The sequence below is a fragment of the Pseudomonas purpurea genome (assembly GCF_039908635.1).
GTDB classification, from domain to species: domain Bacteria; phylum Pseudomonadota; class Gammaproteobacteria; order Pseudomonadales; family Pseudomonadaceae; genus Aquipseudomonas; species Aquipseudomonas purpurea.
This window is the reverse complement of sequence record NZ_CP150918.1, coordinates 2618188-2643906: the sequence shown is the minus strand read 5'-3', so window position 1 is coordinate 2643906 and position 25719 is coordinate 2618188. Positions and strand designations below refer to the sequence as shown.

Genomic DNA, 25719 nt, shown 5'->3' with positions numbered 1-25719 from the left:
CAGCGCAATCAGTACTGACGAGCCTTGGTCAGTCGTTCATTGAGGGTTTTGGCCACCGCATCGGTGCGGGCGCTGGTGGAGACTTGCGCCACACCCACCCGCCACCAGGACAGGTATTTGTGAATCATGGTTTTGGGCAGAACCTTGATGTCGATCAGCGTCGACACGCTCTGCAACCGCGCATCGGCCAGCGCCGCTCGTAACTGCTCGACGGTGTTCACCTTGTAGGTCTTGCAACCATAAGCCGCCGCGCTCATGGCGAAATCCACCGGCACGAACCCGCCGTCGAGCTTGCCTGATTCAGGGTTGCGGAAACGAAACTCGGTGCCGAAGCTGTCCATGCCGTGCTCCATCTGTAAGTTGTTGATGCAACCGAAGGTCATGTTGTCGAGCAGGATCACGTTGATCTTGCGTCTCTCCTGGATCGAGGTCGCCAGCTCCGAGTGCAGCATCAGGTAAGAGCCGTCGCCGACCAGCGCATAGACCTCGCGTTCAGGTTCCGCGAGTTTCACACCGAGCGCGGCATTGACCTCGTACCCCATGCAGGAATAACCGTACTCGACGTGATAGGTGTTCACGCCCTTGCTGCGCCAGCTGCGCTGCAAGTCGCCGGGCAGGCTGCCAGCGGCGGCAACGATCACCGCGTCGTCAGCCAGGGTTTCGTTCAATACGCCGAGCACACGGCTTTGGGTCAGGCAGGAGCCCGTCAACTCAATGAATTCGCGCAGCACCGCCGGGTCCATGTGGTCGTTGATTTGCGGAACGAAATCCTCGCTCTGGTATTCGACCTGGTACACCCGATCCACCTCTTCATCCAGCTGCGCCTTGGCCTGACACGGTTGCTCGCCCCATCTGGAGCGGTAACCGGTGAGGGCTTCGGACAAGGCTTGCAAGCCTGACCGAGCATCGGCCAGTAACTGCACGCCATCGAGTTTCAGCGCATCGCCAGGGCTGATGTTCAGGTTGAGGAAGGCCACGTCGGGGTGCTGGAACAGCCATTTCGATGCCGTGGTGAAATCCGAATAGCGGGTGCCGATGCCGATGATCAGATCGGCCTCCTTGGCCAGCAGGTTCGCCGCCAAACAACCGGTTTCGCCAATCCCGCCGACGTTCAGCGGATGGCTGGAAACCACCGCACTCTTGCCGGCCTGGGTTTCGGCGAACGGAATATCGAATCGCTCGGCAAACGCCTGCAACGCCGCATTCGCCCCCGAATACTTGACTCCGCCACCACAGATGATCAGCGGTTTGCGTTTGCCTTTGAGCAGCGCCACCGCGTCAGCCAGCATGGCTTCGGTGGCCGGGCGGCGGTCGATGCGGCGCACGCGTTTTTGCAAAAAATAATCGGGGTAGTCGTAGGCCTCGGCCTGCACGTCTTGCGGCAGGGCCAGCGTCACCGCACCGGTTTCCGCCGGGTCGGTGAGTACGCGCATGGCGTGGATCGCTGCGCTCATCAGTTGTTCGGGGCGGTTGATGCGGTCCCAGTATTTGCTCACGGCTTTAAAGGCATCGTTGGTGCTGATGCTCAAGTCGTGGAACTGCTCGATTTGTTGCAGCACCGGGTCTGGTTGGCGACAGGCGTAGACGTCGCCGGGCAACAGCAGCAAGGGAATGCGATTGGCCGTCGCAGTCGCGGCGGCGGTCAGCATGTTGGCCGCACCGGGGCCGACCGACGAGGTGCAGGCATAGATTTTGCGCCGCAGATGCTGCTTGGCAAAACCAATGGCTGCGTGGGCCATGCCCTGCTCGTTGCGGCCCTGATGGACGATCAGGTCGCCGCTGTCCTGCTCCAGTGCCTGGCCGAGGCCCAGCACATTGCCGTGACCGAAAATGGTGAAGATCCCGGCGACGAATTTGCTTTGAACCCCATCGACCTCGACGTACTGGTTATCGAGGAATTTCACCAGGGCCTGGGCCATGGTCAGTCTTGTTGTGGTCATGTCCGATCCTTCAATACACGAAGAAACCCTGTGGGAGCGAGCTTGCTCGCGATTGCGGCCTGACAGTCACATCTATGTTGAATGTGCTGCCATCTTCGCGAGCAAGCTCGCTCCCACCTTTGATCTGCTTTGGCCTGAGCAAAATGTCAGGCCAGGGATTTTTGCAGGTGATCCATGCTCGCGCCGATGGCCTGCCGGATATCCGCCAGCCCATGCACGCTGTCGGCAAACGGCTCGAACGACAGGTAGCCGCGGTAGCCCGTGCTGAGCAAGGTTTCAATTTGCGCTGCGTTGCCGAGGATGTCGCCCTCGCCCACCAGCACCCGGTGGCTGTCGCACAGGGTCGCCAACGGCGCTTGCGCGTCCTCGACACCGGAGATGTGCACCAGCCCCGTGAGTTCCGGGAAGAACTCGTGCTCACGGGCCAGGTGATGGTGAAAGGTGTCATGCACCAAGCGGAACACATCGAGGCCACCCATGGCTTTGATCGCGTCCACGGCTGTGCGCTTGCGGCGCAACGAGCACTCTTCAAAACCCAACGGTTCAATGAAACCGAGCATGCCGTGCTCCCTCAGGATCGGCGCCAGTTCAGCCAATGCAGTGCGCAAACCCCAAGCGCGTTCGGCTTCGCTGCGTGAGTCGGCGCGATCATTCAACGGGCACATCACCAGCCCCCAGGCGCCGCAATCACGGGCGTACGCCGCGAGCTTCAGGGCTTGTGCACGGCGCTCGTCGTTCCACACATCGAACGGGTACAACGCGTTGATCGACAACACCGTGATGCCGTGCGCCGCGCACAACTCACGGACGTGCGAGGCCGGCGTACCGTTTTCGATCTCGATGCCCTTGAGGTCGTTGCGGATCTCGATGGCGTCGGCTTTCAGGGTCACCGCCAACTCAATGAAATCCGGCAGCGACAAACGTGGGGCGACCATACGGTTCAGGGCGAAACGCAGGGGCTGGCTCATGATTCTTGTTCTCCAGTCAGTCTTCAGAACTCAGAGGTCCAGCAGCCAGCTGTGCTGCGGATCGTTGTGGAACTGCCAGACCCGTTTCGGGCCGGCCATGACGTTCAGGTAATACGACTCGTAGCCATAAGGCACGCTGACCGGGTGATAGCCCTTGGGCACCACCACCAGGTCGCTGTTTTCCACGGCCATGGCTTGGTCGATGGAACGGTCATCGGTGTAGACCCGCTGAAACACGAAGCCCTGGGGCGGGTTGATCTGGTGGTAGTAGGTTTCTTCGAGAAAGCTCTGGTGCGGCAAATCATCGGTGTCGTGCTTGTGCGGCGGGTAGCTCGACGAATGCCCGGACGGCGTGCGTACTTCCACCACCAGCAGCGAATGCGCCGGCTCGGTGTCCGGCAGGATGTCGCAGACATAACGGGTATTGGCACCCTTGCCGCGCACGCTGCGCTGCATGTTTTCGGGCTTGATCAGGCGCGGGCAGAGGTTGGCCGAGGCCGACCCAGGCGCGGCGCACACGGCAATTTGCACGTCGCTGAGGGCAACCACCTGCGCCTGGCTGCCGGGCGGCAGGTAGGTGGCAAACGGTGATTTATCTTCGAACACCGAGTGGCGGTCGCCGATGTTGTCCCAGTTGAACGCCCCCTGCCCTGGCGCTTCGCCCTTGACATCGACCCGACCGCTGAGCAGCACCAGACACAGTTCTTTATCACCGGCATTGACCGGCAGGGTTTCGCCCAGGCTCAAGCGATACGCGGCGAAACCGACGTACTCCAGCGTACCGGCCGCCAGCTCGACCATGGTCTGGCCACAAGCATTGCTTTTGATCAGCAGGCTCATTGTCCGCTCCTGTGATCGAGCAAGGCATGCAAGGTGTCGTAACCCTTCTTGGCGTAGGCATAGCTGGGTGCGACCGCCGGATCCTGCTCGGCTTCGACCACCAGCCAGCCGTGATAGTCGGCGGCGAGCAGCACGTCGAGCAGCGCGGCAAAGTCGATATCACCGTCACCCGGCACGGTGAACGTGCCGTTGATGATGCAATCAGGGAAGCTCCAGAGATTGTTGCGCGCCAGTTGCACCACCGGTTTGCGCACGTCCTTGAAGTGCACGTGGCAGATGCGCCCGATGTGTTTGCGCAGCACCTCCAGCGGCTCGCCACCGCCCATGTAGCAATGGCCGGAATCGAACAACAACCCGACTTCACTGCCGGTCAGGGCCATCAATTGGTCGATGTCGGCGGGTGATTCGACGTAGGCGCCCATGTGGTGGTGATAGGCCAGACGCACGCCGTGGGACAGGGTGAAACGTGCCAGTTCGGTGAGCTTGTCGGCGTAGGCCCTGCCAGGCTTGCCCGGTGTGGAAGCGCGGACGCTCAACCAGCGGAGTGCGCTGGCCTTGAATGGAGTCGGCGACTTCGCCGTACACCAGCACCTTGGCGCCGTTCTGCGCCAGCAGCTCGACATGGCTGGCGATGGCGTCGATTTCTTCGGCCACCGAGCGCCGCGCCAAACGGCTGGAATACCAGCCCGACACCAGCGCCAGGTCGTAAGGCCGAAGCACATCGCCCACCCCCTTGGCGTCCTTGGGGAACTTGCCGTTGAGCTCAAAGCCTTCGTAGCCGATCGCCTTGCCTTCACTCAACGCAGTGCTCAGCGGCGTCTCGCCGCCGAGGGACGGCAGGTCGTCGTTACTCCAGGAAATCGGGTTGATGCCAATTCGGATAGCGGGCATGGCTGCACCTTTTATTGTTTTTACATAACCATTGAACGTGGCGCGGCCCCCTGTGGGAGCGAGCTTGCTCGCGATGCTTTTGGCACCCTTGAAGGCCTCATCGCGAGCAAGCTCGCTCCCACAGGTTCAGTGTTCACACATTGAAAATGTTCAACTCCGGGAAGTGCGCCAGGCGTCGATCAGTTCGACGAAGGTGCCCTGCACTCTCCGGGTCAACGCTTCATCGTCGATTTCCCCGGCCATCCACGCTCGGCTCGGCTCCTGGAAAATCGTCCGGCCCACCGCAAACCCTCGACAGGTCTGGCTCTGGCTCGCTTGCGCAAACCCTTCGGCGAGCGTCGCGGCCGGTGCGTTCAGTCCCAGCAGCACCACGCCACGGCAGTACGGGTCGCGTTCCTGAATCAGCTCGTCGAGCTGTTTCCACTCCTCGCTGCTTTGCGCCTCGATCTTCCACCACGCAGGGAAAATCCCGAGGTTGTAGAGGCGCTTGATCGCTCGGTAGAGCACATCCGGATGAGGCGACGGGTGATCTTTGGGCGGGATGATTTCCAGCAGCAACTCATGGCCGCTGACCTGCGCCGCCTGATACAAACCCTTGAGCTGTGCTTCCTGCTCCAGGCGCAACAGCGGCTCGTCGTCCGGGTGAAACTGCACCAGGCATTTGATGATTTGTTCCTGCGGCCAGGCGATCAGGTTGCTGCCAATCGAGCGACCATGTTCGAAGGCCAGCGGCCGCGAACCTTGCACCTCGACGGGCCGCGCCACCCACCAGCCACGACCGGTCGCCGCATTCAGCGAATCCTGGCCAAAGCGCTGGTCAGCCAGCACGCCAACATCGGCATCTATGCCCCGCTCACGCAAATCCGCTTCGACCCGCTCCACGGCGTTGATGAACAACTGCTTGAGCTGGCCAATGCTGCTCAGGTCACGACCGCCCTTTTGCGCCAGTTCCACCAGTTGCCCGCGATGGTCGAAGGCAAAGATGAACAGTTGCTTCCAGGCCTTGCGCGGGACGCTGACCTGATGCAAACGTTGCAGCACCGCGTCCTGATCCGGCCGGGTGATCGGCACCGGGCTATTGAACAGGTAATCGAGTTCGGCGCGGGTCGGCATCGCAGGGGCGCAGGCGTGGCGCGACACCACCAGAGCGCCACACGCATTGGCCAACTGGCAGCAGCGCTCATCAGTGGCGTCCTCCAGCCAACCGCTGAGAAAGCCCGACATGAACGCATCACCGGCGCCCAGTACGTTGAGTACTTCCACCCGCACGCCGGGATAGATCGCGCCGTCTTCAAGACGAACCGGAATCACCCCGTGAATCACCGTGCAGCCTTGCGGCCCGAGTTTGACCACCAGCGTGGCTGGCGTCAGGCGCCGCACATTGCGCAACGCAGTGAGCAAATCCTCGGAACCGCCAGCCATCAAGAACTCGTCTTCAGTACCGACAATCAGGTCGAAACGCGCAAGGATCTTCTGCACGTGCTGGCTGACATTCTGGTCGGCGACAAACCGGGTTTCTCCATCGGCTTTACCCGCCAACCCCCAGAGAACCGGGCGGTAATCGATGTCGAGCACACGTTTGACGTGGTGTTTCTCGGCGTAATCCAGCGCCTGGATGCTCGCCTTGTAGACGCCGTCCGTGGAGAAGTGAGTGCCGGTGATCAGCAAGGCTTTGCTGGAAGCGATAAAGGCTTCGCTGATGTCCTCAGCGCGCAGCGCCATGTCGGCGCAGTTCTCGCGGTAGAACACCAACGGGAAGGTTTCGCGGTCCTTGAGGCCCAGCAGGACCATCGCGGTGAGGCGTTCCGGATCGACCTTGATGCCACTGACGTCACACCCTTCGCGGGCCAGGGATTCGAGCAGGAACCGCCCCATGTGGTCGTCGCCCACCCGGCTGAGCATGGCCGACTTCAACCCCAGCCGCGCCGTCCCGAAGGCAATGTTGGCGGACGAACCGCCCAGGTATTTGGCGAAGCTTGAGACGTCCTCCAGCCGTGCGCCGACTTGCTGCGCATAAAGGTCGACGCCAAGGCGCCCCAGGCAAATCAGATCCAATTGACGCCCACTGGCAAAACGAGTCTGGCCCATGCTGGCTCCTGTTATTTTTATCAGCCTGCGTTCGGGCGTGCAGTCGCGCCGAACACTCTTGGTGGATGCAGACTAAAACGTACGCGAGCGACAAATCAATATTTATTCCATTAAATTTTTACATGGAATATTTTTTCCAATAAACTTTGACACACCCCGGCAGACACAGTGCATCGTTTCAGCAATTGTCTGGCCGACCCAAGGCTCAAGATTTTATTTGCGCCTACCCTGTAGACTGCGCACAGCCAACCTATTGTCAGGGGTAGCCCGTTATCGAGCGGCCCTATAAGAACAAGCCAGAAGGATTATTTATGTCCCGCACCGATCAGCCGGCTACCGCCGAGACCACGCCCGAGAGCGACCTCGCCAGCCCCCCGATCAATGCCGAGCGCTTGCTGCAGCTGATTACCAACGAATACGAAAGCCTGCCGCGCCAGCTCAAACGCATCGCCAGTTACATGAGCCAGCAGAGCGACCGGATCATGGTCGACCGCATCAGCGACATCGCCCGTGAATGCGAAGTCCACCCCTCGGCCATCGTGCGCTTCTCCCAGCGCTTCGGGTTCAGCGGGTTCAGCGAAATGCAGGCGTTGTTCCGCGAGGCGTATACGCACAAGACCACCCCGGTACAGAACTACCAGCAACGCATTCGCAGCATGATCGCCAACAAGTCGCAGAAAGCCAGCGGCGGCGACCTAGCGCGCGAGTGCATCAACGCCACGTTGTCAGGCATCGAACGCCTGGGCCTGGAACTCGATGACCAGGCCTTCGACAAGGCCGTGGACCTGGTGGTCAATGCCGACAACATCTACGTGGTCGGCGTGCGCCGCTCCTTCGCGGTGGCCGATTACCTGGTGTACAACCTGCAACACACCAACAAGCGTATTCACCTGGTCTCGGGGCTGGGCGGCAGCTACCGCGAGCAAATGCGCAGCGTGCGGCCCAACGATCTGGTGATCGCCATCAGCTTTACGCCCTACGCCAAGGAAACCCAGCACTGCCTGCGCATCGCCCAGCACCATCAGGCGAAAACCCTGATCATCACCGACAGCAACCTCTCGCCCCTGGCCAAACGGGCGAACACCGTGCTGCTGGTCAATGAAGGCAGCTCGTTCGCGTTCCGCTCGCTGAGTGCAACGTTGTGCCTGTGTCAGGCGCTGTTCATCGCCGTGGCGTATCGCCTGGAGCTGAAGATGGACGAGATTCACGAGCAGGTCGGGTTCGAGGACTGACCTTCAACCTGCCGCCTTCGCCAGCGCTTTGGCCACCAACTCTTTGCGAAGGATCGGCGGGGTCAGCACCATTTCTGCGTCATGGCCGGGGTGGTCCAGCAAGGTCATGATTTTCTGCGTACTGAGCGTGCTGCCCATCAGCAAATGACTTTTGCGCTCCTGGATGCTGATGATATTCAGCAGCCAGTCATCACTGAACTTGCCCAGCTCCAGGGCAATGCGTGGACGCTGGCGTTGCAGCAGTACCTGTGCATTCCAGACGCAGAGCTGCGCAAAAAAACGCGGCAACAGGTCGCTTTGCTCCATGGTTTTCAAGTCTTGAAGCAACGCGACGTGCAGCTTGCCTTCAAGCGCCTCCTGGCACTCCATGAAATACCGCGCGGGCCAATCGTCACTCAACCCCGCCAACCGGGCCAGCGCCGCGTAGGCCTGGATGTCCTGTTCGGTGGTGACCAGAGCACCGAAGTTCAAGGTGTTATCGAGAATCCCGGCCGCCAGCAAGGTGGCGCTGCTAGGGCTGATGGAGGCCAGCAACCCGGACGCGACCCAGCGCTCGTAGACCTGGGTGCAGGCCGCACCAATGACTCGAATGTCCGCCCGCTCCGCCAATCGCTCGACCCAGAACGCTTCGAACCCCGGATGATGGTCGATCACCTCGATCACCCGCTCGATTTTCACGATGCGGTCCAGATACCGAGGGTCGCTGACATCCACCAGCACAAACTCGTCGTCCGGTTGCGGCACGTGGCAATCAAGACCTTTGCCGCCGTCGCGCAGTGAAGGGCTGATGCTCAGGTTCAGCGGTGCGCGGCTCACCGCCCGTGCCGGGCGCCCCGTCAGGTTGAGCAACTCGGCGTAGGCGATACAGCCGGCATAGGCGTCGATGTCCAGATACGCCGAGCCTGAAGTCACAATGATCATAACGTCCCTGTCGGGCCAATGGCCCTGCTGCCAAATCCAGGCACCTTCGCACCTCGTTGTTACGCCGGCGTGACAGTGGCGAAGCTCATCGGTTTGCCGCTAAATTGGCGGCGCATTGCCTATGATTGTTTACTGCCCATCACCCAAGGAGCCGTACATGAAGCTGATCGGAATGCTCGACTCACCCTATGTCAGGCGTGTCGCCATTAGCCTTAAATCGCTGGACATCCCCTTCGAACACGCCTCGATTTCAGTGTTCAGGGGCTTTGACCAGTTCCAGCAGATCAACCCTGTGGTCAAGGCCCCCACGCTGGTGCTGGACGATGGTGAGGTGCTGATGGATTCGACCTTGATCCTCGACTACCTGGAAGCTTTGGCGGGGCCCGGCAACAGCTTGATGCCAGTGGATCTGAACCAGCGCCTGCGCGCGTTGCGGCTGATCGGCCTGGCGTTGGCGGCCTGCGAGAAATCGGTGCAGATCTATTACGAAAGGAACCTGCGGCCTGCCGAGAAACAGCATGAGCCGTGGCTGGAGCGCGTCAGCGGGCAGTTGCTGGCGGCATATGGGGCGCTGGAGCAGGAACTGCAAAAGCAGCCGTTGAAGATGGACGGCTCACTCAACCAGGACGGCATCAGCCTTGCCGTGGCCTGGAGTTTCACGAACCTGGTGGTGCCGGATCAGGTGGATGCCGCGCGCTTTCCGAAGATCAGTGCGTTCACTGCTTACGCGGAACAGTTGCCCGCGTTTGTCAGCACACCGATGACCCAGGATTGATTCCAACCCTTCAAACGCGATCGTCGGACGCCGCCCGGAGCAGGCTCGCTCCCGCACTTGATGGGGAGCGAGCCAACGATGAACGATCACACAGTCAAACTGGCGCTCATCAGGCCAGCTCTGCCTGTGGTTTCTCTACCACCGGTGACGCTTCAAACCGGTCCGCCAGGAACGGTGTGATGTCCAGTGGCAGCGGCTCGTTGTTCACCAGTTTGTCCAGCAGTACGCCGGTGATCGCCGAAGTCAGTATGCCCGTACGGAAATGCCCGCAAGCGTTGAGGTAGCCGTCCACGCCCGCCATCGGACCGAGAATCGGCAACTCATCTGGCGAACCCGGGCGCAAACCCGCCCAAGTGCGCTTGAGATTCACGTCAGCCAGCTCCGGAATGCAACGCACCGCGCCTTGCACCAGCCCGGCGATTTCCGGGTAGGTGGTGGTCACGTCGAAGCCTTTGTCTTCGGTGGTGCTGCCGATGAGGATTTCGCCGTTGTCCTTCTGCGCCAGGTAGCAGTCGCTGGTGGTCAGGCAACCTTGCAGCAACTTGGGCATGCGCTCGGTCAACAGGATCTGGCCCTTGACCGGTTTCACCGGAATGCTCACGCCCGTGGCCATCAGGCTCAGGTCTGCGGCCCAGGCCCCGGCGGCGTTGATCAGGGTGTCGCAGTTGAACAGCCCGGCTTCGGCCGTCTGTACGCCACTGACCCGCGTGCCCTTGTGCAGCACGCCCGTCACGTTGGTGTTGAAGTACATGTCGACGCCATTCTGCCGCGCACCTTCGGTGTAAGCGTCTGCCAGCCGGAACGGGCTGACCTGGTGGTCGCAGAGGAACTCCAGCGCCCCGCGCGCCTCATGGCTGACACTCGGCTCGGCTTCACGCAGGGCTGCCTGGTCAAGCCAGCGCACCTGATCGGACAGGTGTGGAATACAGGCCACGATGTGCTCGGCATACAAACGGTCTTCGTCGTCGTAGATCACGAACTTGAGCCCGGTCTTTTCGAACTTGAAGTCCATGCCGTGGTTTTCCTGCAACTCACGGTGCAGCTCGGGGTACATCGCATTCGATTGCAGGGCAAAGTCGAAGAACGAGTCTGGCAGGATGTGCGGCGTGCTGGAGTCGACCGCCACCGCCGAACCCTGCGCCTCGCGCTTGCGGTTGGACGACATCATGCGAAAGAAAATCACCCCGCAGCCCAGGCCGACCGACTCGCCGATCGCCCACAGGCCACCGGCAGACGCGCGCGTGGCGTTGCCGGGGCGCTTGGCGTCGATCAGGGCGATTTTCAGGTTTTTGCGCTTGGACAGTTGATAGGCGCAGGACGCCCCGATCACACCGCCGCCGGCGATTACAACGTCGTAGTACTTACTCATGGTTCAACGCATCCGTGCTGGTGGTCTGGAAGGCCGAAAAAGGAATCGGGTCGATCGGGAAGCGCGGGCGCAGCCAGCCCACGTCGGCGCGGCCGGTGGCCTCACGCAAACGGTCGCTGCAGTAGCCCACGCACATGCGTCCCTGGCAGTCGCCCATGCTCACGCGAGTGCGCATCTTCAGGCTGGCCATATCTTGAACACCCTGGCTCAAGGCACGATCGATGTCGGCGCGCGTCGCGTGCTCGCAACGGCAAATCACGGTATCGGCTGCCGGCAGCGCAGTTTGCCCGGCGCCGCGCTCGGTGTAGCGGTCGACCGCCGCCCGGAAACGCACGATAGCCTTGAGCTTGCCCAGATAGCGCTCACGCAGCGCCAAAGCCTGGTCTTCCTTGAGCACATTGCGTTGCAGCAGTATCGACACAGCGGCAATCCGCCCGCTGAGCATCGCCGCCTCGCCACCGCGAATACCGCCCATGTCGCCGGCCATGTGAATGTGCGGCTCGCTGCTTTGCTGCCAGGTGTTGGTGGTGGCGCGCAGATAGCCGTCATCGCTGAACCCATGGCCCAGGCCCATTTGCTGGCTGAGTTGGGTGCGCGGAATGAAACCGTAGCCGACCGCCAGCGTTTGCGCCGGGATCTTCTGGGCGCGACTCGCGTCCGGTTGCCAGGTGGTCGAGTACGGCGCAACGGTGACACCGCTCAGCTCGCCCTCCCCGTAGGCATCCACCACACCCCAGCCGTAACGCATCGGGATGCGGTGCATTTTCAGGTAAGCCAACATGCTCAAACCGTCGAGGAACAGTTGCGGTTTGTTCAGCAGCGCCAGGCTTTCCTTGGCGATTTTGCCGAAGGCGCAGGCTTCATAGACACCCGCCACCGTCACCCCGGATGCGTGCAACTGGCAGGCCACCAGCGGCAACAACGGGCCGGTGCCGGCGATCACCACCGGCCCCTGCGGCTTGACCACGCCACTTTTGATCTGCAGTTGCAAACCACCCAGCAGCATCACCCCCGGCAAGGTCCAGCCAGGGAACGGCACACTGCGCTCATGGCAACCGGCGGCCAGCAACAGATGCGAATACTCGACCTCCTGCAAACGTTCGTCCGCATCCAGCAGCACCAGTGCACGGTGCCCTTCGGCACCGATTACGCGGCTGTTCAGGCAGACATCGATCAGCCCGGCGTTGACCTGGAAACCACCGTGCAGTTTGGCCAGTGCTTCCGAGTAACGCGGCCCCAGGTAATCCAGCTGCACGCCGTCGCGCAGCGGCCCGCGATAGACCACGCCCCCCAGTCGCGACGCCTCTTCGAGCAACGTGCAGGCCACGCCGTGTTCAGCCAGCTCAATCGCGGCCGCCATACCCGCCGGGCCACCGCCGACGATCACCGGTTGCAGGTTCATAGTGCCTCCTGCTCGGCAATGCGATTGACGGCGGTATCGACCTGCATGCCCGGCCGGACCAGTGTCTGGCAGGCGCGGCGCTTGTGTCGTCCGTTGATTTTCACCAGGCAGCAGTGGCAAACCCCCATGCCGCAATAGGCGCCGGAAACCTGGTCGTGGTCGTTGCGCGCAACCTGGCGCATTCCCAAAGACTGAATGACCGTGAGTACGGTTTCGCCGATAGCGGCACTCACCGGTTGGCCATTGATCTGGATGGTCATATCCGCCTGCTGAAGCGGCTGGATGTCAAACGGTCGGTCTAGGCGATGCATTACTCATTTCATCCGTGAAGAGGTTCAGGTAAGGGTTATCAGCTTCATATTGCACTCCCCCCTTGCAGGATCGCGGTCAGAAAAACCGGCTGCTTTGCAAGGGCTCATCGACTATGCAACAAGAGCAAGCCAGACAATGTAGTCCATGTCTTGCAAAGGGCTAGGATCTTTTACCCTAAGGCAAATAACCCATTCGAATATTGATCCAGGCCAGTAAAAACGCAGGCTGTTGCCAGGGTTTGAAACCCGGAAACCACCTGACCACAAGCAAAGGCTCTGGCCCGGCCCTCTCCTGCAAACAAAATAAAAAAGCCGCCACTGCGAGGCAGTGGCGGCGTGGTGCAAAAAGGCCAGTATCCGTGCACGAACAGCGCAATCAAAATAATGAGCGGGATCGTGTGTTGGGCAAGCGACTGTGCAAGACAGGTCGGTTTCAGCGGGTTTTAGGTATAAGCCTCAAACCATCGCACTTCGCCGGTCAGAGCCGAGGCGGGACTTTGAGATAAGCCCCTGTCAGCAAGACAAACGCCGAAGGCAGGTAAAACACCATCAGCACCACAAAGATAAACTGCGCCGCCGAAGACGACTGCGCCAAGGCAAAGTAGGCAGACGCCAGACCGCCCAATGCGCAGAGAACACCCATGACCCAGCGCGCCCACGAGGCACCTTTATAGAGAAACCAACAGAGGGTGGCGCTGATTGCGAATCGGATGCCGCTCTTGACATCGGGTTGCAGCAGCACGCTGAACAACGGGATGAGCAAGAAGCCGACAATGATCGGTACCACCATTCTTTTTTTGATATTCAATGCTGCCAATGTCCTTTTCGCCAGGGTGAAGCCCGAAGGCGGCGCAGTATAAACATCCATGAGCCAGGATTGGGCGCCAGGACGGCGTCCGGTCTCGATGCCGGATAAACGCCCGGCGAGATGAAATATTTTTTAGATGACCCACACTCAATCCTTGGCAGACTGTCGCCCTGCCCTCTGAACCTCTCACCAGGAAAGCCCGATGCCCCGCATTCTGACCATTGAAGACGACGCAGTGACGGCCAGGGAAATCGTCACCGAGCTGACCCGCAACGGCCTCGACGTGGATTGGATCGCCAATGGCCGTGAAGGCCTGGCCCGGGCGGCCAGCGGCGATTACGACCTGATCACCCTCGACCGCATGCTGCCGGAGCTCGATGGCCTGGCGATTGTCACCACCTTGCGCACCCTGGGCGTGCACACACCGATCCTGATGATCAGCGCCCTCTCCGATGTCGATGAGCGAGTCCGTGGTCTGCGCGCCGGTGGCGATGACTACCTGACCAAACCGTTTGCCACCGATGAAATGGCCGCCCGGGTAGAGGTGTTGCTGCGTCGCCAGAACACCGGGACCCAGCTCAACACCGCGCTGTGGGTCGCGGACCTGCAACTGAACCTGATCAGTCATGAGGCGACCCGCGCCGGACAGCTGTTGAGCCTGCTGCCCACCGAATACAAGTTGCTCGAATTCCTGATGCGCAACACCGGGCAGATCCTGTCGCGCATGATGATTTTCGAAGAAGTCTGGGGTTATCGCTTCGACCCCGGCACCAACCTGATCGACGTGCACATCGGTCGCCTGCGCAAAAAGATCGACCCGCCCGGCCTGATCCCGCTGATTAGAACCGTGCGAGGCTCGGGGTATGTCATTGCTGAACCCGTCTAACGGCTGGCGCTCTTCCAGCAGCCGCTTGCTTGCGCTCTACAGTGCGCTGTTCGTGGCCTGGAGCGGCATTCTCATGGGCGTGATGTATTACGAGGTCTCCAGCTACCTGGACAACCTGGCCAAACACTCGCTGATGCAACGCCAGCACCTGTTTTCACGCTTCCATGGCGAGCAACTGGATGATGCGCTGGCCACCAGCCTGACGTTCGACCAGCGCGGCATTGACGCGTATGGCTTGTTCGACGAACACCTGCGCCCGCTAAGCGGGCCGGTGCGCATGATCCCCGCCGGCCTGCCGCTGGACGGCAAGATCCATGAACTGCGCGACTGTTCGGACCCCGACGACCCCGGCCTGCCGTCCGACAGTTGCGACGCCGTGGCGAGCTACACCCAGGACGGGCGCTGGCTGCTGTTGGTCCGCGACAACGGTTCGTTGTTCGCCGTGACACGGATCATCCTCCACGCGTTGCTCTGGGGTGTGTCGCTGACCATCATCCCCGGCATCGCCGGCTGGCACCTGCTGCGACGACGCCCGCTACGGCGTATCCGCCAATTGCAGGCCAGCGCCGAAGCCATTGTCACCGGCAACCTGAACCAGCGTTTGCCGCTGTCGAACCGGCGCGATGAACTGGACATGCTCGCGGCCATCGTCAACGCCATGCTGGAGAGGATCGAGCGCCTGGTGAATGAGGTCAAAGGCGTCTGCGACAATATTGCCCATGACCTGCGCACCCCACTGACCCGTTTGCGCGCGCAGCTGTACCGGATTCAGCAACAGGCCGATGAACAATCGCCCCAGGCGCTGCAACTCGATCAGGTGATCGCCGAAACCGACACCTTGATGGCGCGTTTTCGCGGGTTGCTGCGTATTTCCGAACTGGAAGACCAGCGTCGCCGCGCAGGCTTTGTGGTGCTCGACCCGTTGGCGCTGCTGCATGAACTGCATGACTTCTACCTGCCGCTGGCCGAAGAAGGCCAGTTGCGCCTGAGCCTGCATGCCCCCGGCTCACTGCCCAGTGTGACCGGCGACCGCGCCTTGTTGTTCGAAGCGCTGGCCAATCTGTTGAGCAACTCGATCAAGTTCACTCCGCCCGGTGGCGAGGTGGTCCTGTGTGGCTCACGGCACGGCGGCAGCACGCGAATCGAAGTCCTCGACTCCGGCCCCGGCATCCCGCCGGACAAACGTACAGCGGTGTTCCAACGTTTCTATCGCGTGGACGACAGCGCGCAGCACGCCGGATTCGGCCTGGGACTGTCCATCGTCGCCGCGATCGTCAACCTGCACGGCTTCAGCCTTGAAGTGGGCAGCAGTGAACTCGGTGGCGCCCGGTTAAGTCTCGACTGTCGGCAACGCTTGCTGGACACGGATTGAAACCGCAGAGGCATTGCGCACCGGGTGCTTGAGCGTCGGGGCCAGGTCATGGCGTTCATGACGACCGGTGTTTTTTCTCCTGCGTTCGGCAGGCGCTGTTCTACAGTCAATGGAAGCGCCCGGCCCTGTTTTTCTGAACAGGCATTGGAGCGCGCAACCGCCCGACTTCCAGCAGTGTCCGGCCCGCAGGCATGAATGTTGAAGCTCGATAAAGGTTGTCGCCATGACACTTCCCTATGATCCGGGCCGCAGAGCACTGTATCGACCCGAAGAACGACCCAGCGTCTTCACTTCGCCGGTACTCAATGACCTGCAACTGTGCACCGAAGCCTCCAGATTGGCGTACCTGCGCTTCGAAGAGTCGACAACAGAGCGTACACAGCTGGCCGACGCACTGGATCTGGCGGGGTTCAATCATAAACTGACGCATTTCGTCGATGCGGCCACCGACGGTGCCGGTTTTGGTGTGATGAATAACGCCATGGGCACGGCATTGCTGGTGTTCCGGGGCACCCAACCGGACCACCTGCTGGACTTGCTCACCAATCTGCAGTTCTTCCACGCGCACTGGAGCCTGGGCACCGGTCAGGTTCACCGGGGCTTCAAGATGACCGCGATCAACCTCTGGGCACAGGTGTCGGCATGGCTGCAAGGACCAGCCCTCTCGCGTAGCCGGTTGATCATCTGCGGCCATAGCCTGGGGGCTGCCATCGCCACACTCCTGGCCAAACCCGCGTCAGCGAACTTGCTCGTGACGCTGGGCTCGCCGCGAGTGGGTGATCCCGACTTCGTGGCGAGCCTGGCGGGGCTGCACAGTATTCGCATCGTCGACTGCTGTGACCTGGTGACGTCCCTGCCGCCTGACTTTCTCGACTATCAGCACGTCGGGCAGTTGCACTACGTCGACCTCAACGGGTTTGTTCACCTCTCGCCCAGTGAGCCGTTCATGACGCATGACCAGCAGCAGGCGGTGCAGTTCTATGAGGCCCACTACAAGCCGCAGCCCGGGAATGTCGTCACCCGACGCCTTGCCGACCATGCACCATTCAACTATGTCCGGGCGCTCTGGTGACGCTGCCCGGCGAACCTGCGCGAGGACTGGTTCTACGGCGACATGGACCGCCCTGTCGCTGTAGAACCGGTTAACCCATCGGGCACTCAGGCTGCCATTTGACCGCTGGCAATCGCCGCCGATGCCGCCAGCATCGCCCTCAACAACACGGCACAGCCGGCGGCCAGGTCATCCGGCGTGGCGTTTTCGATTTCGTTGTGGCTGATGCCACCCTCGCACGGCACGAAGATCATCCCGGCCGGCCCCAGCTCAGCGAGGAAGATCGCGTCATGCCCTGCCCCGCTGACAATGTCCATGTGGGACAAGCCCAGCCCTTGCGCTGCGCTGCGCACGGCGTCAACACAACCCTTGTCGAAGTACAGCGCAGGGAAATCGGCGGTCGGCGTCAGCTCGAAGCTCAAGCCGTGTTCGTCGCAAGTACTGTCGATCACTTGCCGCACCTCGGCGATCATTGAATCTAACCGCGCCGGGTCCAGGTGGCGGAAATCCAGGGTCATGCGCACCTCGCCGGGAATCACGTTGCGTGAACCCGGATAGGCTTGCAGGCAACCGACGGTGCCGCAGGCGTGCGGCTGATGGCCGAGAGCGGCGCGGTTCACCGCGAGCACGACGGCGGCGGCGCCGACCAGTGCATCCTTGCGCAGATGCATTGGTGTCGGCCCCGCGTGGGCCTCGACACCGCGCAGCTTCAGGTCGAACCACTTCTGGCCCAGCGCACCCATCACCACACCAATGGTTTTGCGCTCGTCTTCCAGAATCGGCCCTTGCTCGATGTGCGCTTCAAAGTAGGCCCCCACTGCGTGGCCGCTGACCTTGCGTGGGCCGGCATAGCCGATGGCGTTCAACGCCTCGCCCACGGTCACACCCGCTGCGTCGGTCTTGGCCAGGGTTTCTTCCAGGGTGAACTTTTCCGCAAACACGCCGGAACCCATCATGCACGGGGCGAAACGCGAGCCTTCCTCGTTGGTCCAGACCACCACTTCCAAGGGGGCTTCGGTTTCCACGCCGAGGTCATTGAGGGTGCGCAGCACCTCGACACCGGCCAGCACGCCAAAGCAACCGTCGAACTTGCCGCCCGTGGGTTGGGTGTCGATGTGACTGCCGGTCATCACGGGGGGCAGTTGCGGGTTGCGACCGGCGCGCCGGGCGAAGATATTGCCGACCGCGTCGATGCTCACCGTGCAGCCCGCCTCCTCGCACCATCGGACAAAAATGTCCCGCGCCTGGCGGTCAAGGTCGGTCAGGGCCAGGCGACAGACCCCGCCCTTGACCGTAGCCCCGAGCCTGGCCAGTTCCATGAGCGACTGCCAGAGGCGGTCGCGGTTGATGTGCTGATGGCTGGACTGCAGAACGTCGACGGCAGCGTTCATGGTGATCTCCTTCAGGCAATTGTTATAGGTTTTCTCAGGCAAATCGTTGGTGTATTTAAAGCCGCCTTCGCGAGCAAGCCCGCTCCCACAGTGGAGCTCCAGTGTTCACAAACCCCATGTGGGAGCGAGCTTGCTCGCGATGAAGCCATTGATCACACCGCAGATTTCGCAACAGACGGACTTGTTCGCATGGCGCACAACCCGTAATAAATCAGCCCGCCAAGGGCCGACCCGGTGAACCAGCCGTAGCTGTAGAACCAACTGAACACATCGCTGCCCAGTGACAGCAAGGTCAATACCACCGGCACGCCGAAGGCGATGAAGCCGTTCCAGTTCCACGCCGGGTACACGTCATCGCGGTACAACCCGGCCAGGTCCAGTTGCTGTTTCTTGATGATGAAATAGTCCACCACCATGATCCCGGCAATCGGTCCGAGCAGGCTGGAATAACCGAGCAGCCAGTTGGAATAGACCGTCTCCAGGCTGACGTCGGAGACGATCAGGCCGAGCTTCTTCAACAACTCGTGGCCCATCAGCGCCAACCCTACCAGCCCGGTCAGCATCACAGCTTTGGTGCGGTTGATGACTGTGGGTGCCAGGTTCTGGAAATCGTTGGTCGGCGAAACAATGTTGGCGGCGGTGTTGGTCGACAGCGTGGCGATGATGATCAACGCCATGGCCACCGCCACCCAGACCGGGCTCTGGATATGGCCGATCAGGCTGACAGGATCAGAGACGGTCACGCCCACCAGTTTCGCCGACGCAGCGGTCATCACCACCCCCAGCGAGGCGAACAGGAACATGGTCAAGGGCAAGCCGAAAATCTGCCCCAGTATCTGGTCCTTCTGGCTCTTGGCGTAGCGGCTGAAGTCCGGAATGTTCAATGACAAGGTCGCCCAGAACCCGACCATCGCCGTCAGCCCGGCGAAGAAGTAGCCCCACACGCTGGCGCCTTCCGGGCGTTTCGCCGGGATGGCCAGCAGTTCGGTCAACGACACGTTCGGCATGGCCCACACCAGCAAGCCCAGCCCCACCAGCACCAACAAGGGCGCGGACAAGGTTTCCAGCCACTTGATCGACTCGGCACCGCGCAGCACCACCCACAGGTTCAGCGCCCAGAACAGCATGAACCCGATGACTTCGCCAGTGCCGCCGAGGGACTTCCAGCCCTCGAAAACCGAACCGAGAAACAGGTGAATCGCCAACCCGCCGAACATCGTCTGGATGCCAAACCAGCCGCACGCCACCAACGCACGAATCAGGCAGGGAACGTTGGAACCGATCACCCCGAAGGACGACCGCAGCAGCACCGGAAACGGAATGCCGTACTTGGTCCCGGCGAACGCATTGAGGGTCAGCGGGATCAACACGATGACGTTGGCCAGCAGAATCGCCAACAGCGCTTCGCCCACCGTCAACCCGAAGTACGCGGTGAGCACCCCGCCGAGGGTGTAGGTCGGCACGCAGACCGACATGCCGATCCACAGTGCGCTGATGTGCCATTTATTCCAGGTGCGTTCGTGCACCTTGGTCGGTGCGATGTCGTGGTTGTAACGGGGACTGTCGAGGACGTCGCTGCCGGCTTCCAGCTCGTACAAGCCTTCACGCTCGGTCACTTGCGATCTGATCTGTTGCATGGCCGCTCCACTGTTCTTTTGATTATTGTGCTCATCGAACTGGCCAGCGGATTGACCGCAAGCCTGACGATGGCCGGAGAACTTACGACTCTTGCCGACCGGCCAAGGTATCAGCGGCGGCACTCAATAAACGTGCCGTATCTTCCACTGACTCTTTTGCTGGCTGGCAAGATCCATGTAAACAACTGATGTTCATCAGTTTTATTTTCACAACTATCAAGCCCACGAATACTTGCATGAACACTCAGGCCAAATGCCAGCAAGTTGTTTGAAACCTTCTGGGCTCAATTATGGTGCGCCACCTTGGTCTTGTATTTTTCCCGTCAGCCACAGGCACACCTCAAATGGCTGATTTCACATAGGAAATCTTGACCATATTTCAATCCTGTCAAGTGCGTCAAAAGGGTGAGGGGCTTCACTATTTTGCTGATTTTATAAATTAATTGTTTTAATTCAACAAGTTACTAAAGATATAAGCTTATAAAAAATATTCTTGCCCAATCAATAAACTCCAGCTAGCGTTTATTCCTGACAGTGCTGACAGGAATACAAGTTCCGCAGCCTGCTTCATATAAAAACATTGAGAGCCGGCACAAGTCGGTCAAGCCTGCGAGGAACTCGGAATGTCTCTGTTGATCCGTGGCGCCACCGTTATTACCCATGATGAAAGTTACCGCGCTGATGTCTTGTGTGCCGACGGCGTCATCAACGCCATCGGTCATCACCTCAATACTCCCGCAGGCTGCGAAGTTCTCGACGGCAGTGGCCAATACCTGATGCCCGGCGGTATCGACCCGCACACCCACATGCAACTGCCCTTCATGGGCACCGTTGCCAGTGAGGACTTTTTCAGCGGCACGGCGGCGGGACTGGCTGGCGGCACCACCTCGATCATCGACTTTGTGATTCCCAACCCGCAGCAATCGTTGCTCGAAGCCTTCCATCAGTGGCGCGGCTGGGCCGAGAAGTCGGCGTCCGACTACGGCTTTCACGTTGCCATCACCTGGTGGAGCGAACAGGTCCGCGAGGAAATGGCCGAACTGGTCAGCCTGCATGGGGTCAACAGCTTCAAGCACTTCATGGCCTACAAGAACGCAATCATGGCGGCCGATGACACGCTGGTCGCCAGTTTCGAGCGTTGCCTGGAACTGGGCGCCGTGCCGACCGTACACGCAGAAAACGGCGAGCTGGTCTATCACCTGCAACGCAAACTGATGGCCCAGGGCATCACCGGGCCGGAAGCGCACCCGCTGTCGCGCCCCTCCCAGGTTGAAGGCGAAGCCGCGAGCCGGGCTATCCGTATCGCCGAAACCCTGGGCACGCCGTTGTACCTGGTGCACGTCTCGACCAAAGAGGCGCTGGATGAAATCACCTACGCCCGCAGCAAGGGTCAACCGGTCTACGGCGAAGTGCTGGCCGGGCATTTGCTGCTGGACGACAGCGTGTACCGGCACCCGGACTGGCAAACCGCTGCCGGTTACGTGATGAGCCCGCCCTTCCGGCCTCGTGGCCATCAGGACGCCCTGTGGCATGGCCTGCAATCGGGTAACTTGCACACCACCGCCACCGACCATTGCTGCTTCTGTGCCGATCAAAAAGCCGCCGGCCGCGACGATTTCAGCAAGATCCCCAACGGCACGGCCGGTATCGAAGACCGCATGGCGGTGCTCTGGGACGAAGGGGTCAACACGGGCCGTTTGTCGATGCAGGACTTCGTCGCACTGACCTCCACCAACACCGCAAAGATCTTCAACCTCTACCCACGCAAAGGCGCGATCCGCGTCGGCGCCGATGCCGACCTGGTGCTGTGGGACCCGCAAGGCACCCGCACCATTTCCGCCAAGACCCACCACCAGCGCGTCGACTTCAACATCTTTGAAGGCAAGACTGTGCGCGGCGTGCCCAGCCACACCATCAGCCAGGGCCGACTGGTCTGGGCCGATGGCGACCTGCGCGCCGAACGGGGTGCGGGGCGCTATATCGAGCGCCCGGCTTACCCGGCGGTGTTCGACCTGTTGAGCAAGCGCGCCGAGTTGCACAAGCCGGTTGCAGTGAAACGCTGACGCGACCCCTGTGGCAAGGGAGCTTGCTCCCGTTGGAGTGCGAAGCGCTCCCAAACCGGTCGAATGTGTTCTGTCTGCATGACCGGGTTGCCTGGATTACGGGGGCTACGCACCCGAGCGGGAGCAAGCTCCCTCGCCACAGGCTGCGGCGTTGCCAATCACCTATTTGCGTCATGTACAAAAAACAATGCCCATCAGAGGCAATACCTCAAATAACCGTGAGGCCAACACCGTGATCAAGACTTTGAACCACCTTCCCCATCCCCATGAGGACGCGGCCACCCTCGCCGGCCATTTCAGCGACCTGGCGCCGCCACTCAACGCCCGGCAAGCGGAACTCGAAGCCTCGCGCTGCCTGTACTGCTACGACGCTCCGTGCGTCAACGCGTGCCCGAGCGAGATCGACATCCCGTCGTTCATCCGCAACATCCATCAAGAAAACATTCAGGGCGCGGCACAGAAAATCCTGTCGGCAAACATCCTCGGCGGCAGTTGCGCAAGGGTCTGCCCGACCGAAATCCTCTGTCAGCAAGCCTGCGTGCGCAACAAAGCCGAGGAATGCGCCCCAGTGCTGATCGGCCTGCTGCAACGCTATGCCCTCGACAATGCGCACTTCACCGAACACCCGTTCAAACGCGCCGCCGTCACGGGCAAACGCATTGCCGTGGTCGGCGCCGGGCCTGCCGGGTTGTCCTGCGCGCACCGCAGCGCCCTGCATGGCCACGACGTGGTGATTTTCGAAGCGCGGGAGAAGGCTGGCGGCCTCAATGAATATGGGATTGCCAAGTACAAACTGGTGGACGACTTTGCCCAGCGCGAGCTGGATTTTTTGCTGGAAATCGGCGGAATCGAAATCCGTCACGGGCAAAAACTCGGCGATAACCTGAGCCTCAGCGACCTGCATCAACAGTTCGACGCGGTGTTCCTCGGCCTCGGCCTGGCCGCCAGCAAACAACTGGGCCTGACCCACGAAGACGCCCCCGGGCTGCTGGCTGCCACCGAGTACATCCGCGAACTGCGCCAGGCCGACGACTTGAGCCAGCTGCCGCTGGCCGAGCATTGCCTCGTCCTTGGCGCGGGCAACACCGCGATCGACATGGCCGTGCAAATGGCCCGTCTCGGCGCTCACGACGTGAACCTGGTGTACCGCCGAGGCCTTGAAGACATGGGCGCGACCGGCCATGAACAGGACATCGCCAAGGCCAATCAGGTCAGGCTGATGACCTGGGCACAACCGCAGGAAGTCTTGCTCGACGACAAAGGCCAGGTGCGCGGCATGCGTTTCGCCCGCACCCGTATGGACGGTGAACGGCTGGTCACTACCGGGGAAACCTTCGAACTGGCCGCCGATGCGATTTTCAAAGCCATCGGCCAGCGCTTCGATGACAGCGCGCTGAGCGATCCGCTGGCCCGCGAGCTGAAACGTCAGGGCGGGCGAATTCAGGTCGACGAACACATGCGCACCAGCATCCCTGGCGTCTATGCCGGTGGCGATTGCACCAGCCTTGATCAGGACCTCACCGTGCAAGCCGTGCAGCACGGCAAGCGGGCGGCTGAAGCAATCCATGCCCAACTCATGCTCAACGTGGAGGCTGCGTAAATGGCCGATCTCTCGATTGTCTTCGCCGGTATCAAAGCCCCCAATCCGTTCTGGCTGGCGTCCGCGCCGCCCACCGACAAGGCCTACAACGTAGTTCGCGCGTTCGAGGCCGGCTGGGGCGGCGTGGTCTGGAAAACCCTGGGCGAAGACCCGGCAGCGGTCAACGTCTCGTCGCGCTACTCCGCGCACTTTGGCGCCAATCGCGAGGTCATGGGCATCAACAACATTGAGCTGATCACCGACCGCTCGCTGGAGATCAACCTGCAGGAGATCACCCAAGTCAAAAAGGATTGGCCGGACCGCGCCCTGATCGTTTCGCTGATGGTGCCGTGCGTTGAAGAATCCTGGAAAAGCATCCTGCCATTGGTGGAAGCCACGGGCGCCGATGGCATCGAGCTGAACTTCGGCTGCCCCCACGGCATGCCGGAGCGCGGCATGGGCGCGGCGGTCGGCCAGGTCCCGGAATACGTCGAACAGGTCACCCGCTGGTGCAAGACCTATTGTTCGCTGCCGGTGATCGTCAAACTCACCCCGAACATCACCGACATCCGCGTTGCCGCACGGGCGGCCCACCGAGGCGGCGCCGACGCGGTGTCGCTGATCAACACCATCAACTCGATCACCAGCGTCGACCTCAACCGCATGGTCGCCTTGCCGACAGTCGGCAACCAGAGCACCCACGGCGGTTACTGCGGCTCAGCGGTGAAGCCGATTGCGCTGAACATGGTTGCCGAGATCGCCCGCGACCCGCAAACCCGGGGCCTGCCGATCTGTGGCATCGGCGGTATCGGCAGTTGGCGGGACGCCGCCGAATTCATGGCGCTGGGCAGCGGCGCGGTGCAAGTGTGCACGGCGGCGATGCTCCATGGTTTTCGGATCGTCGAGGACATGAAGGACGGGCTCTCACGCTGGATGGACAGCCAAGGCTATTCAAGCGTGCAGGATTTTTCCGGGCGTGCCGTGGGCAATACCACCGACTGGAAATACCTGGACATCAACTATCAAGTGATCGCCAGGATCGATCAGCAGGCCTGTATCGGCTGCGGCCGATGCCATATTGCCTGCGAAGACACCTCGCACCAGGCCATCGCCAGCCTGAAACAGGCGGACGGCACCCACACCTATGAAGTGATCGACGACGAATGTGTGGGCTGCAACCTGTGCCAGATCACCTGCCCGGTGCAGGACTGCATCGAGATGGTCGCCCTGGACAATGGCAAGCCGTTTCTGGACTGGAACCATGATCCGAGGAATCCGTATCACGTGGCCGTTTGAAACCATGGGCGCCTGAACGGACGCCTTCGCGAGCAAGCCCGCTCCCACAGTGGACCGCATTTCAACTGTGGGAGCGGGCTTGCCCGCGAAGAGGCCATCCGTTACACCACAAACCTCAAGGTTCCAACCCGATCCCCCGCAAAATCACGCTGGTCACGGTTTGCACCGCCCGTTCGAACTGCATGTCCGAGAGGGTCCGGTGGTCGTTGAGGATATTGATCTGATGGTCGAAGTCGGCGTAATGCTGGGTCGAGGCCCAGATCATGTACAGCAGGCTTGAAGGTTCCACGGCCAGGATGCGTTTGTCTTCCACCCATTGGCGAATTTTCGCTTCTTTCATCTTGGCCCAGTCGTACAGGCTGGCGTCCAGCGCCTCACCCAGGGTCGGCGCGCCGTGGATGATTTCATTGGCCCAGACTTTCGAGCCATACGGCCGGCTGCGGGAGTGGTTCATCTTGGCGCGGATGTAACTGCTGAGCACTACCCGCGGGTCATCGAACATCTCGAAGCACAGCGCGTCCTGCTTCCAGACTTCCAGCAAGTCGAACAGCACCGCGCTGTACAGTTCGTTTTTGGTGCTGAAGTAGTAATGCAGATTGGAGCGCGGCAACTGCACTTCTTTAGCAATGTCAGCCATTGCGGTGCTGCCAAAACCTTTCTCGGCGAAGACCTTCTCGGCAGCCAGCAGGATTTTCTCGACGTTACTGCGACGAATCTCGATCTTGTGATTGCCCATGAGGGCTCCCTGGCACCGGCATTGCCCAAGACTAGCATCGGCTCTGGATCGGGGCGACAACCGAAAACGAAACTTCGTACACAAGGCTTCCCCGGACAAAACGGATTGGTTAGCATCGCCGCCCCTCTTTCCAGGCGCGCCTGAGGTGTTCCGTCCAAGCGCG

General features: G+C 61.0%; 20 protein-coding genes and 1 pseudogene. 8 read left to right on the top strand and 13 right to left on the bottom strand.

Features of this window, described 5'->3' with window-relative positions:
• Positions 1–8: 8 nt before the first annotated feature.
• The 5 genes and pseudogenes from iolD to iolC form a co-directional block, all read right to left on the bottom strand.
• Positions 9–1940 (bottom strand): 3D-(3,5/4)-trihydroxycyclohexane-1,2-dione acylhydrolase (decyclizing), encoded by a 1932-nt coding sequence (gene iolD / locus AABM54_RS11845; protein WP_347905744.1) that lies wholly within the window; start codon positions 1938–1940, stop codon positions 9–11.
• Between the two features lie 146 nt (positions 1941–2086).
• A complete protein-coding gene (locus AABM54_RS11840; RefSeq protein ID WP_347905743.1) occupies positions 2087–2908 on the bottom strand; it encodes a TIM barrel protein in 822 nt (273 codons plus the stop codon).
• Positions 2909–2938: 30 nt separating this feature from the next.
• Positions 2939–3748, bottom strand: a complete 810-nt coding sequence (gene iolB / locus AABM54_RS11835) for a 5-deoxy-glucuronate isomerase (RefSeq protein WP_347905742.1) — start codon at positions 3746–3748, stop codon at positions 2939–2941.
• A pseudogene (gene iolE, locus AABM54_RS11830) lies at positions 3745–4639 on the bottom strand (myo-inosose-2 dehydratase). The gene iolB and the pseudogene iolE overlap by 4 nt, the downstream one beginning before the upstream one ends.
• Before the next feature lie 150 nt (positions 4640–4789).
• A complete protein-coding gene (gene iolC, locus AABM54_RS11825; RefSeq protein ID WP_347905741.1) occupies positions 4790–6727 on the bottom strand; it encodes a 5-dehydro-2-deoxygluconokinase in 1938 nt (645 codons plus the stop codon).
• Between the two features lie 311 nt (positions 6728–7038).
• Between iolC and AABM54_RS11820 the strand changes: the two genes are divergently transcribed.
• A complete protein-coding gene (locus AABM54_RS11820) occupies positions 7039–7959 on the top strand; it encodes a MurR/RpiR family transcriptional regulator (protein ID WP_347905740.1) in 921 nt (306 codons plus the stop codon).
• A 3-nt stretch (positions 7960–7962) separates the two neighbouring features.
• On the opposite strand, the gene AABM54_RS11815 is transcribed toward AABM54_RS11820, so the two are convergent.
• Positions 7963–8880, bottom strand: coding sequence for a DHH family protein (locus AABM54_RS11815; protein ID WP_347905739.1), 918 nt, complete (start codon positions 8878–8880; stop codon positions 7963–7965).
• A gap of 157 nt (positions 8881–9037) precedes the next feature.
• Between AABM54_RS11815 and AABM54_RS11810 the strand changes: the two genes are divergently transcribed.
• A complete protein-coding gene (locus tag AABM54_RS11810; RefSeq protein WP_347905738.1) occupies positions 9038–9655 on the top strand; it encodes a glutathione S-transferase N-terminal domain-containing protein in 618 nt (205 codons plus the stop codon).
• A 109-nt stretch (positions 9656–9764) separates the two neighbouring features.
• Here AABM54_RS11810 and hcnC read toward each other — a convergent pair whose 3' ends face one another.
• The 4 genes from hcnC to AABM54_RS11790 form a co-directional block, all read right to left on the bottom strand.
• On the bottom strand, positions 9765–11024 hold the full coding sequence (hcnC, locus tag AABM54_RS11805; RefSeq protein ID WP_347905737.1) for a cyanide-forming glycine dehydrogenase subunit HcnC: 1260 nt from the start codon (positions 11022–11024) through the stop codon (positions 9765–9767).
• Positions 11017–12426 carry a cyanide-forming glycine dehydrogenase subunit HcnB gene (hcnB, locus tag AABM54_RS11800; RefSeq protein ID WP_347905736.1) on the bottom strand — a complete coding sequence of 470 codons (1410 nt, stop codon included), beginning with the start codon at positions 12424–12426 and terminating at the stop codon, positions 11017–11019. The genes hcnC and hcnB overlap by 8 nt, the downstream gene beginning before the upstream one ends.
• Positions 12423–12737 carry a cyanide-forming glycine dehydrogenase subunit HcnA gene (hcnA, locus tag AABM54_RS11795; protein WP_347905735.1) on the bottom strand — a complete coding sequence of 105 codons (315 nt, stop codon included), beginning with the start codon at positions 12735–12737 and terminating at the stop codon, positions 12423–12425. The genes hcnB and hcnA overlap by 4 nt, the downstream gene beginning before the upstream one ends.
• Positions 12738–13215: 478 nt before the next feature.
• On the bottom strand, positions 13216–13605 hold the full coding sequence (locus AABM54_RS11790; RefSeq protein WP_347905734.1) for a hypothetical protein: 390 nt from the start codon (positions 13603–13605) through the stop codon (positions 13216–13218).
• 142 nt (positions 13606–13747) lie between these two features.
• Here AABM54_RS11790 and AABM54_RS11785 point away from each other — a divergent pair, with 142 nt between their 5' ends.
• The 3 genes from AABM54_RS11785 to AABM54_RS11775 all read left to right on the top strand — a co-directional run bounded on the left by AABM54_RS11785 (position 13748) and on the right by AABM54_RS11775 (position 16875).
• The gene (locus AABM54_RS11785; RefSeq protein ID WP_347905733.1) at positions 13748–14431 is read left to right on the top strand and encodes a response regulator transcription factor; all 684 of its coding nucleotides are present in this window, start codon (positions 13748–13750) and stop codon (positions 14429–14431) included.
• Positions 14409–15803, top strand: coding sequence for a HAMP domain-containing sensor histidine kinase (locus AABM54_RS11780; protein ID WP_347905732.1), 1395 nt, complete (start codon positions 14409–14411; stop codon positions 15801–15803). Before AABM54_RS11785 ends, AABM54_RS11780 begins: the two co-directional genes overlap by 23 nt.
• Positions 15804–16026: 223 nt before the next feature.
• Complete coding sequence (locus tag AABM54_RS11775) at positions 16027–16875, top strand: lipase family protein (RefSeq protein ID WP_347905731.1); 849 nt, start codon at positions 16027–16029, stop codon at positions 16873–16875.
• An 86-nt stretch (positions 16876–16961) separates the two neighbouring features.
• On the opposite strand, the gene AABM54_RS11770 is transcribed toward AABM54_RS11775, so the two are convergent.
• Positions 16962–18245, bottom strand: a complete 1284-nt coding sequence (locus AABM54_RS11770) for a Zn-dependent hydrolase (protein ID WP_347905730.1) — start codon at positions 18243–18245, stop codon at positions 16962–16964.
• Positions 18246–18397: 152 nt separating this feature from the next.
• The gene (locus AABM54_RS11765) at positions 18398–19882 is read right to left on the bottom strand and encodes an NCS1 family nucleobase:cation symporter-1 (protein ID WP_347905729.1); all 1485 of its coding nucleotides are present in this window, start codon (positions 19880–19882) and stop codon (positions 18398–18400) included.
• Between the two features lie 623 nt (positions 19883–20505).
• On the opposite strand from AABM54_RS11765, the gene hydA reads away from it, so the two are divergent.
• The 3 genes from hydA to preA all read left to right on the top strand — a co-directional run bounded on the left by hydA (position 20506) and on the right by preA (position 24820).
• On the top strand, positions 20506–21945 hold the full coding sequence (gene hydA / locus AABM54_RS11760; RefSeq protein ID WP_347905728.1) for a dihydropyrimidinase: 1440 nt from the start codon (positions 20506–20508) through the stop codon (positions 21943–21945).
• Between the two features lie 232 nt (positions 21946–22177).
• A complete protein-coding gene (locus tag AABM54_RS11755) occupies positions 22178–23545 on the top strand; it encodes an NAD(P)-dependent oxidoreductase (protein ID WP_347905727.1) in 1368 nt (455 codons plus the stop codon).
• Positions 23546–24820 (top strand): NAD-dependent dihydropyrimidine dehydrogenase subunit PreA, encoded by a 1275-nt coding sequence (gene preA, locus AABM54_RS11750; protein ID WP_347905726.1) that lies wholly within the window; start codon positions 23546–23548, stop codon positions 24818–24820.
• Positions 24821–24935: 115 nt separating this feature from the next.
• Here preA and AABM54_RS11745 read toward each other — a convergent pair whose 3' ends face one another.
• Positions 24936–25556: a TetR/AcrR family transcriptional regulator gene (locus tag AABM54_RS11745; protein WP_347905725.1), complete on the bottom strand. Its 621-nt coding sequence runs from the start codon at positions 25554–25556 to the stop codon at positions 24936–24938.
• Positions 25557–25719: the final 163 nt, after the last annotated feature.

Excerpts from the sequence above, each read along its gene's own strand:
- iolD (WP_347905744.1), bottom strand. The coding sequence starts at position 1,940 with ATGACCACAACAAGACTGACCATGGCCCAGGCCCTGGTGAAATTCCTC.
- AABM54_RS11840 (WP_347905743.1), bottom strand. The coding sequence starts at position 2,908 with ATGAGCCAGCCCCTGCGTTTCGCCCTGAACCGTATGGTCGCCCCACGT.
- iolB (WP_347905742.1), bottom strand. The coding sequence starts at position 3,748 with ATGAGCCTGCTGATCAAAAGCAATGCTTGTGGCCAGACCATGGTCGAG.
- iolC (WP_347905741.1), bottom strand. The coding sequence starts at position 6,727 with ATGGGCCAGACTCGTTTTGCCAGTGGGCGTCAATTGGATCTGATTTGC.
- AABM54_RS11820 (WP_347905740.1), top strand. The coding sequence starts at position 7,039 with ATGTCCCGCACCGATCAGCCGGCTACCGCCGAGACCACGCCCGAGAGC.
- AABM54_RS11815 (WP_347905739.1), bottom strand. The coding sequence starts at position 8,880 with ATGATCATTGTGACTTCAGGCTCGGCGTATCTGGACATCGACGCCTAT.
- AABM54_RS11810 (WP_347905738.1), top strand. The coding sequence starts at position 9,038 with ATGAAGCTGATCGGAATGCTCGACTCACCCTATGTCAGGCGTGTCGCC.
- hcnC (WP_347905737.1), bottom strand. The coding sequence starts at position 11,024 with ATGAGTAAGTACTACGACGTTGTAATCGCCGGCGGCGGTGTGATCGGG.
- hcnB (WP_347905736.1), bottom strand. The coding sequence starts at position 12,426 with ATGAACCTGCAACCGGTGATCGTCGGCGGTGGCCCGGCGGGTATGGCG.
- hcnA (WP_347905735.1), bottom strand. The coding sequence starts at position 12,737 with ATGCATCGCCTAGACCGACCGTTTGACATCCAGCCGCTTCAGCAGGCG.
- AABM54_RS11790 (WP_347905734.1), bottom strand. The coding sequence starts at position 13,605 with ATGGATGTTTATACTGCGCCGCCTTCGGGCTTCACCCTGGCGAAAAGG.
- AABM54_RS11785 (WP_347905733.1), top strand. The coding sequence starts at position 13,748 with ATGCCCCGCATTCTGACCATTGAAGACGACGCAGTGACGGCCAGGGAA.
- AABM54_RS11780 (WP_347905732.1), top strand. The coding sequence starts at position 14,409 with ATGTCATTGCTGAACCCGTCTAACGGCTGGCGCTCTTCCAGCAGCCGC.
- AABM54_RS11775 (WP_347905731.1), top strand. The coding sequence starts at position 16,027 with ATGACACTTCCCTATGATCCGGGCCGCAGAGCACTGTATCGACCCGAA.
- AABM54_RS11770 (WP_347905730.1), bottom strand. The coding sequence starts at position 18,245 with ATGAACGCTGCCGTCGACGTTCTGCAGTCCAGCCATCAGCACATCAAC.
- AABM54_RS11765 (WP_347905729.1), bottom strand. The coding sequence starts at position 19,882 with ATGCAACAGATCAGATCGCAAGTGACCGAGCGTGAAGGCTTGTACGAG.
- hydA (WP_347905728.1), top strand. The coding sequence starts at position 20,506 with ATGTCTCTGTTGATCCGTGGCGCCACCGTTATTACCCATGATGAAAGT.
- preA (WP_347905726.1), top strand. The coding sequence starts at position 23,546 with ATGGCCGATCTCTCGATTGTCTTCGCCGGTATCAAAGCCCCCAATCCG.
- AABM54_RS11745 (WP_347905725.1), bottom strand. The coding sequence starts at position 25,556 with ATGGGCAATCACAAGATCGAGATTCGTCGCAGTAACGTCGAGAAAATC.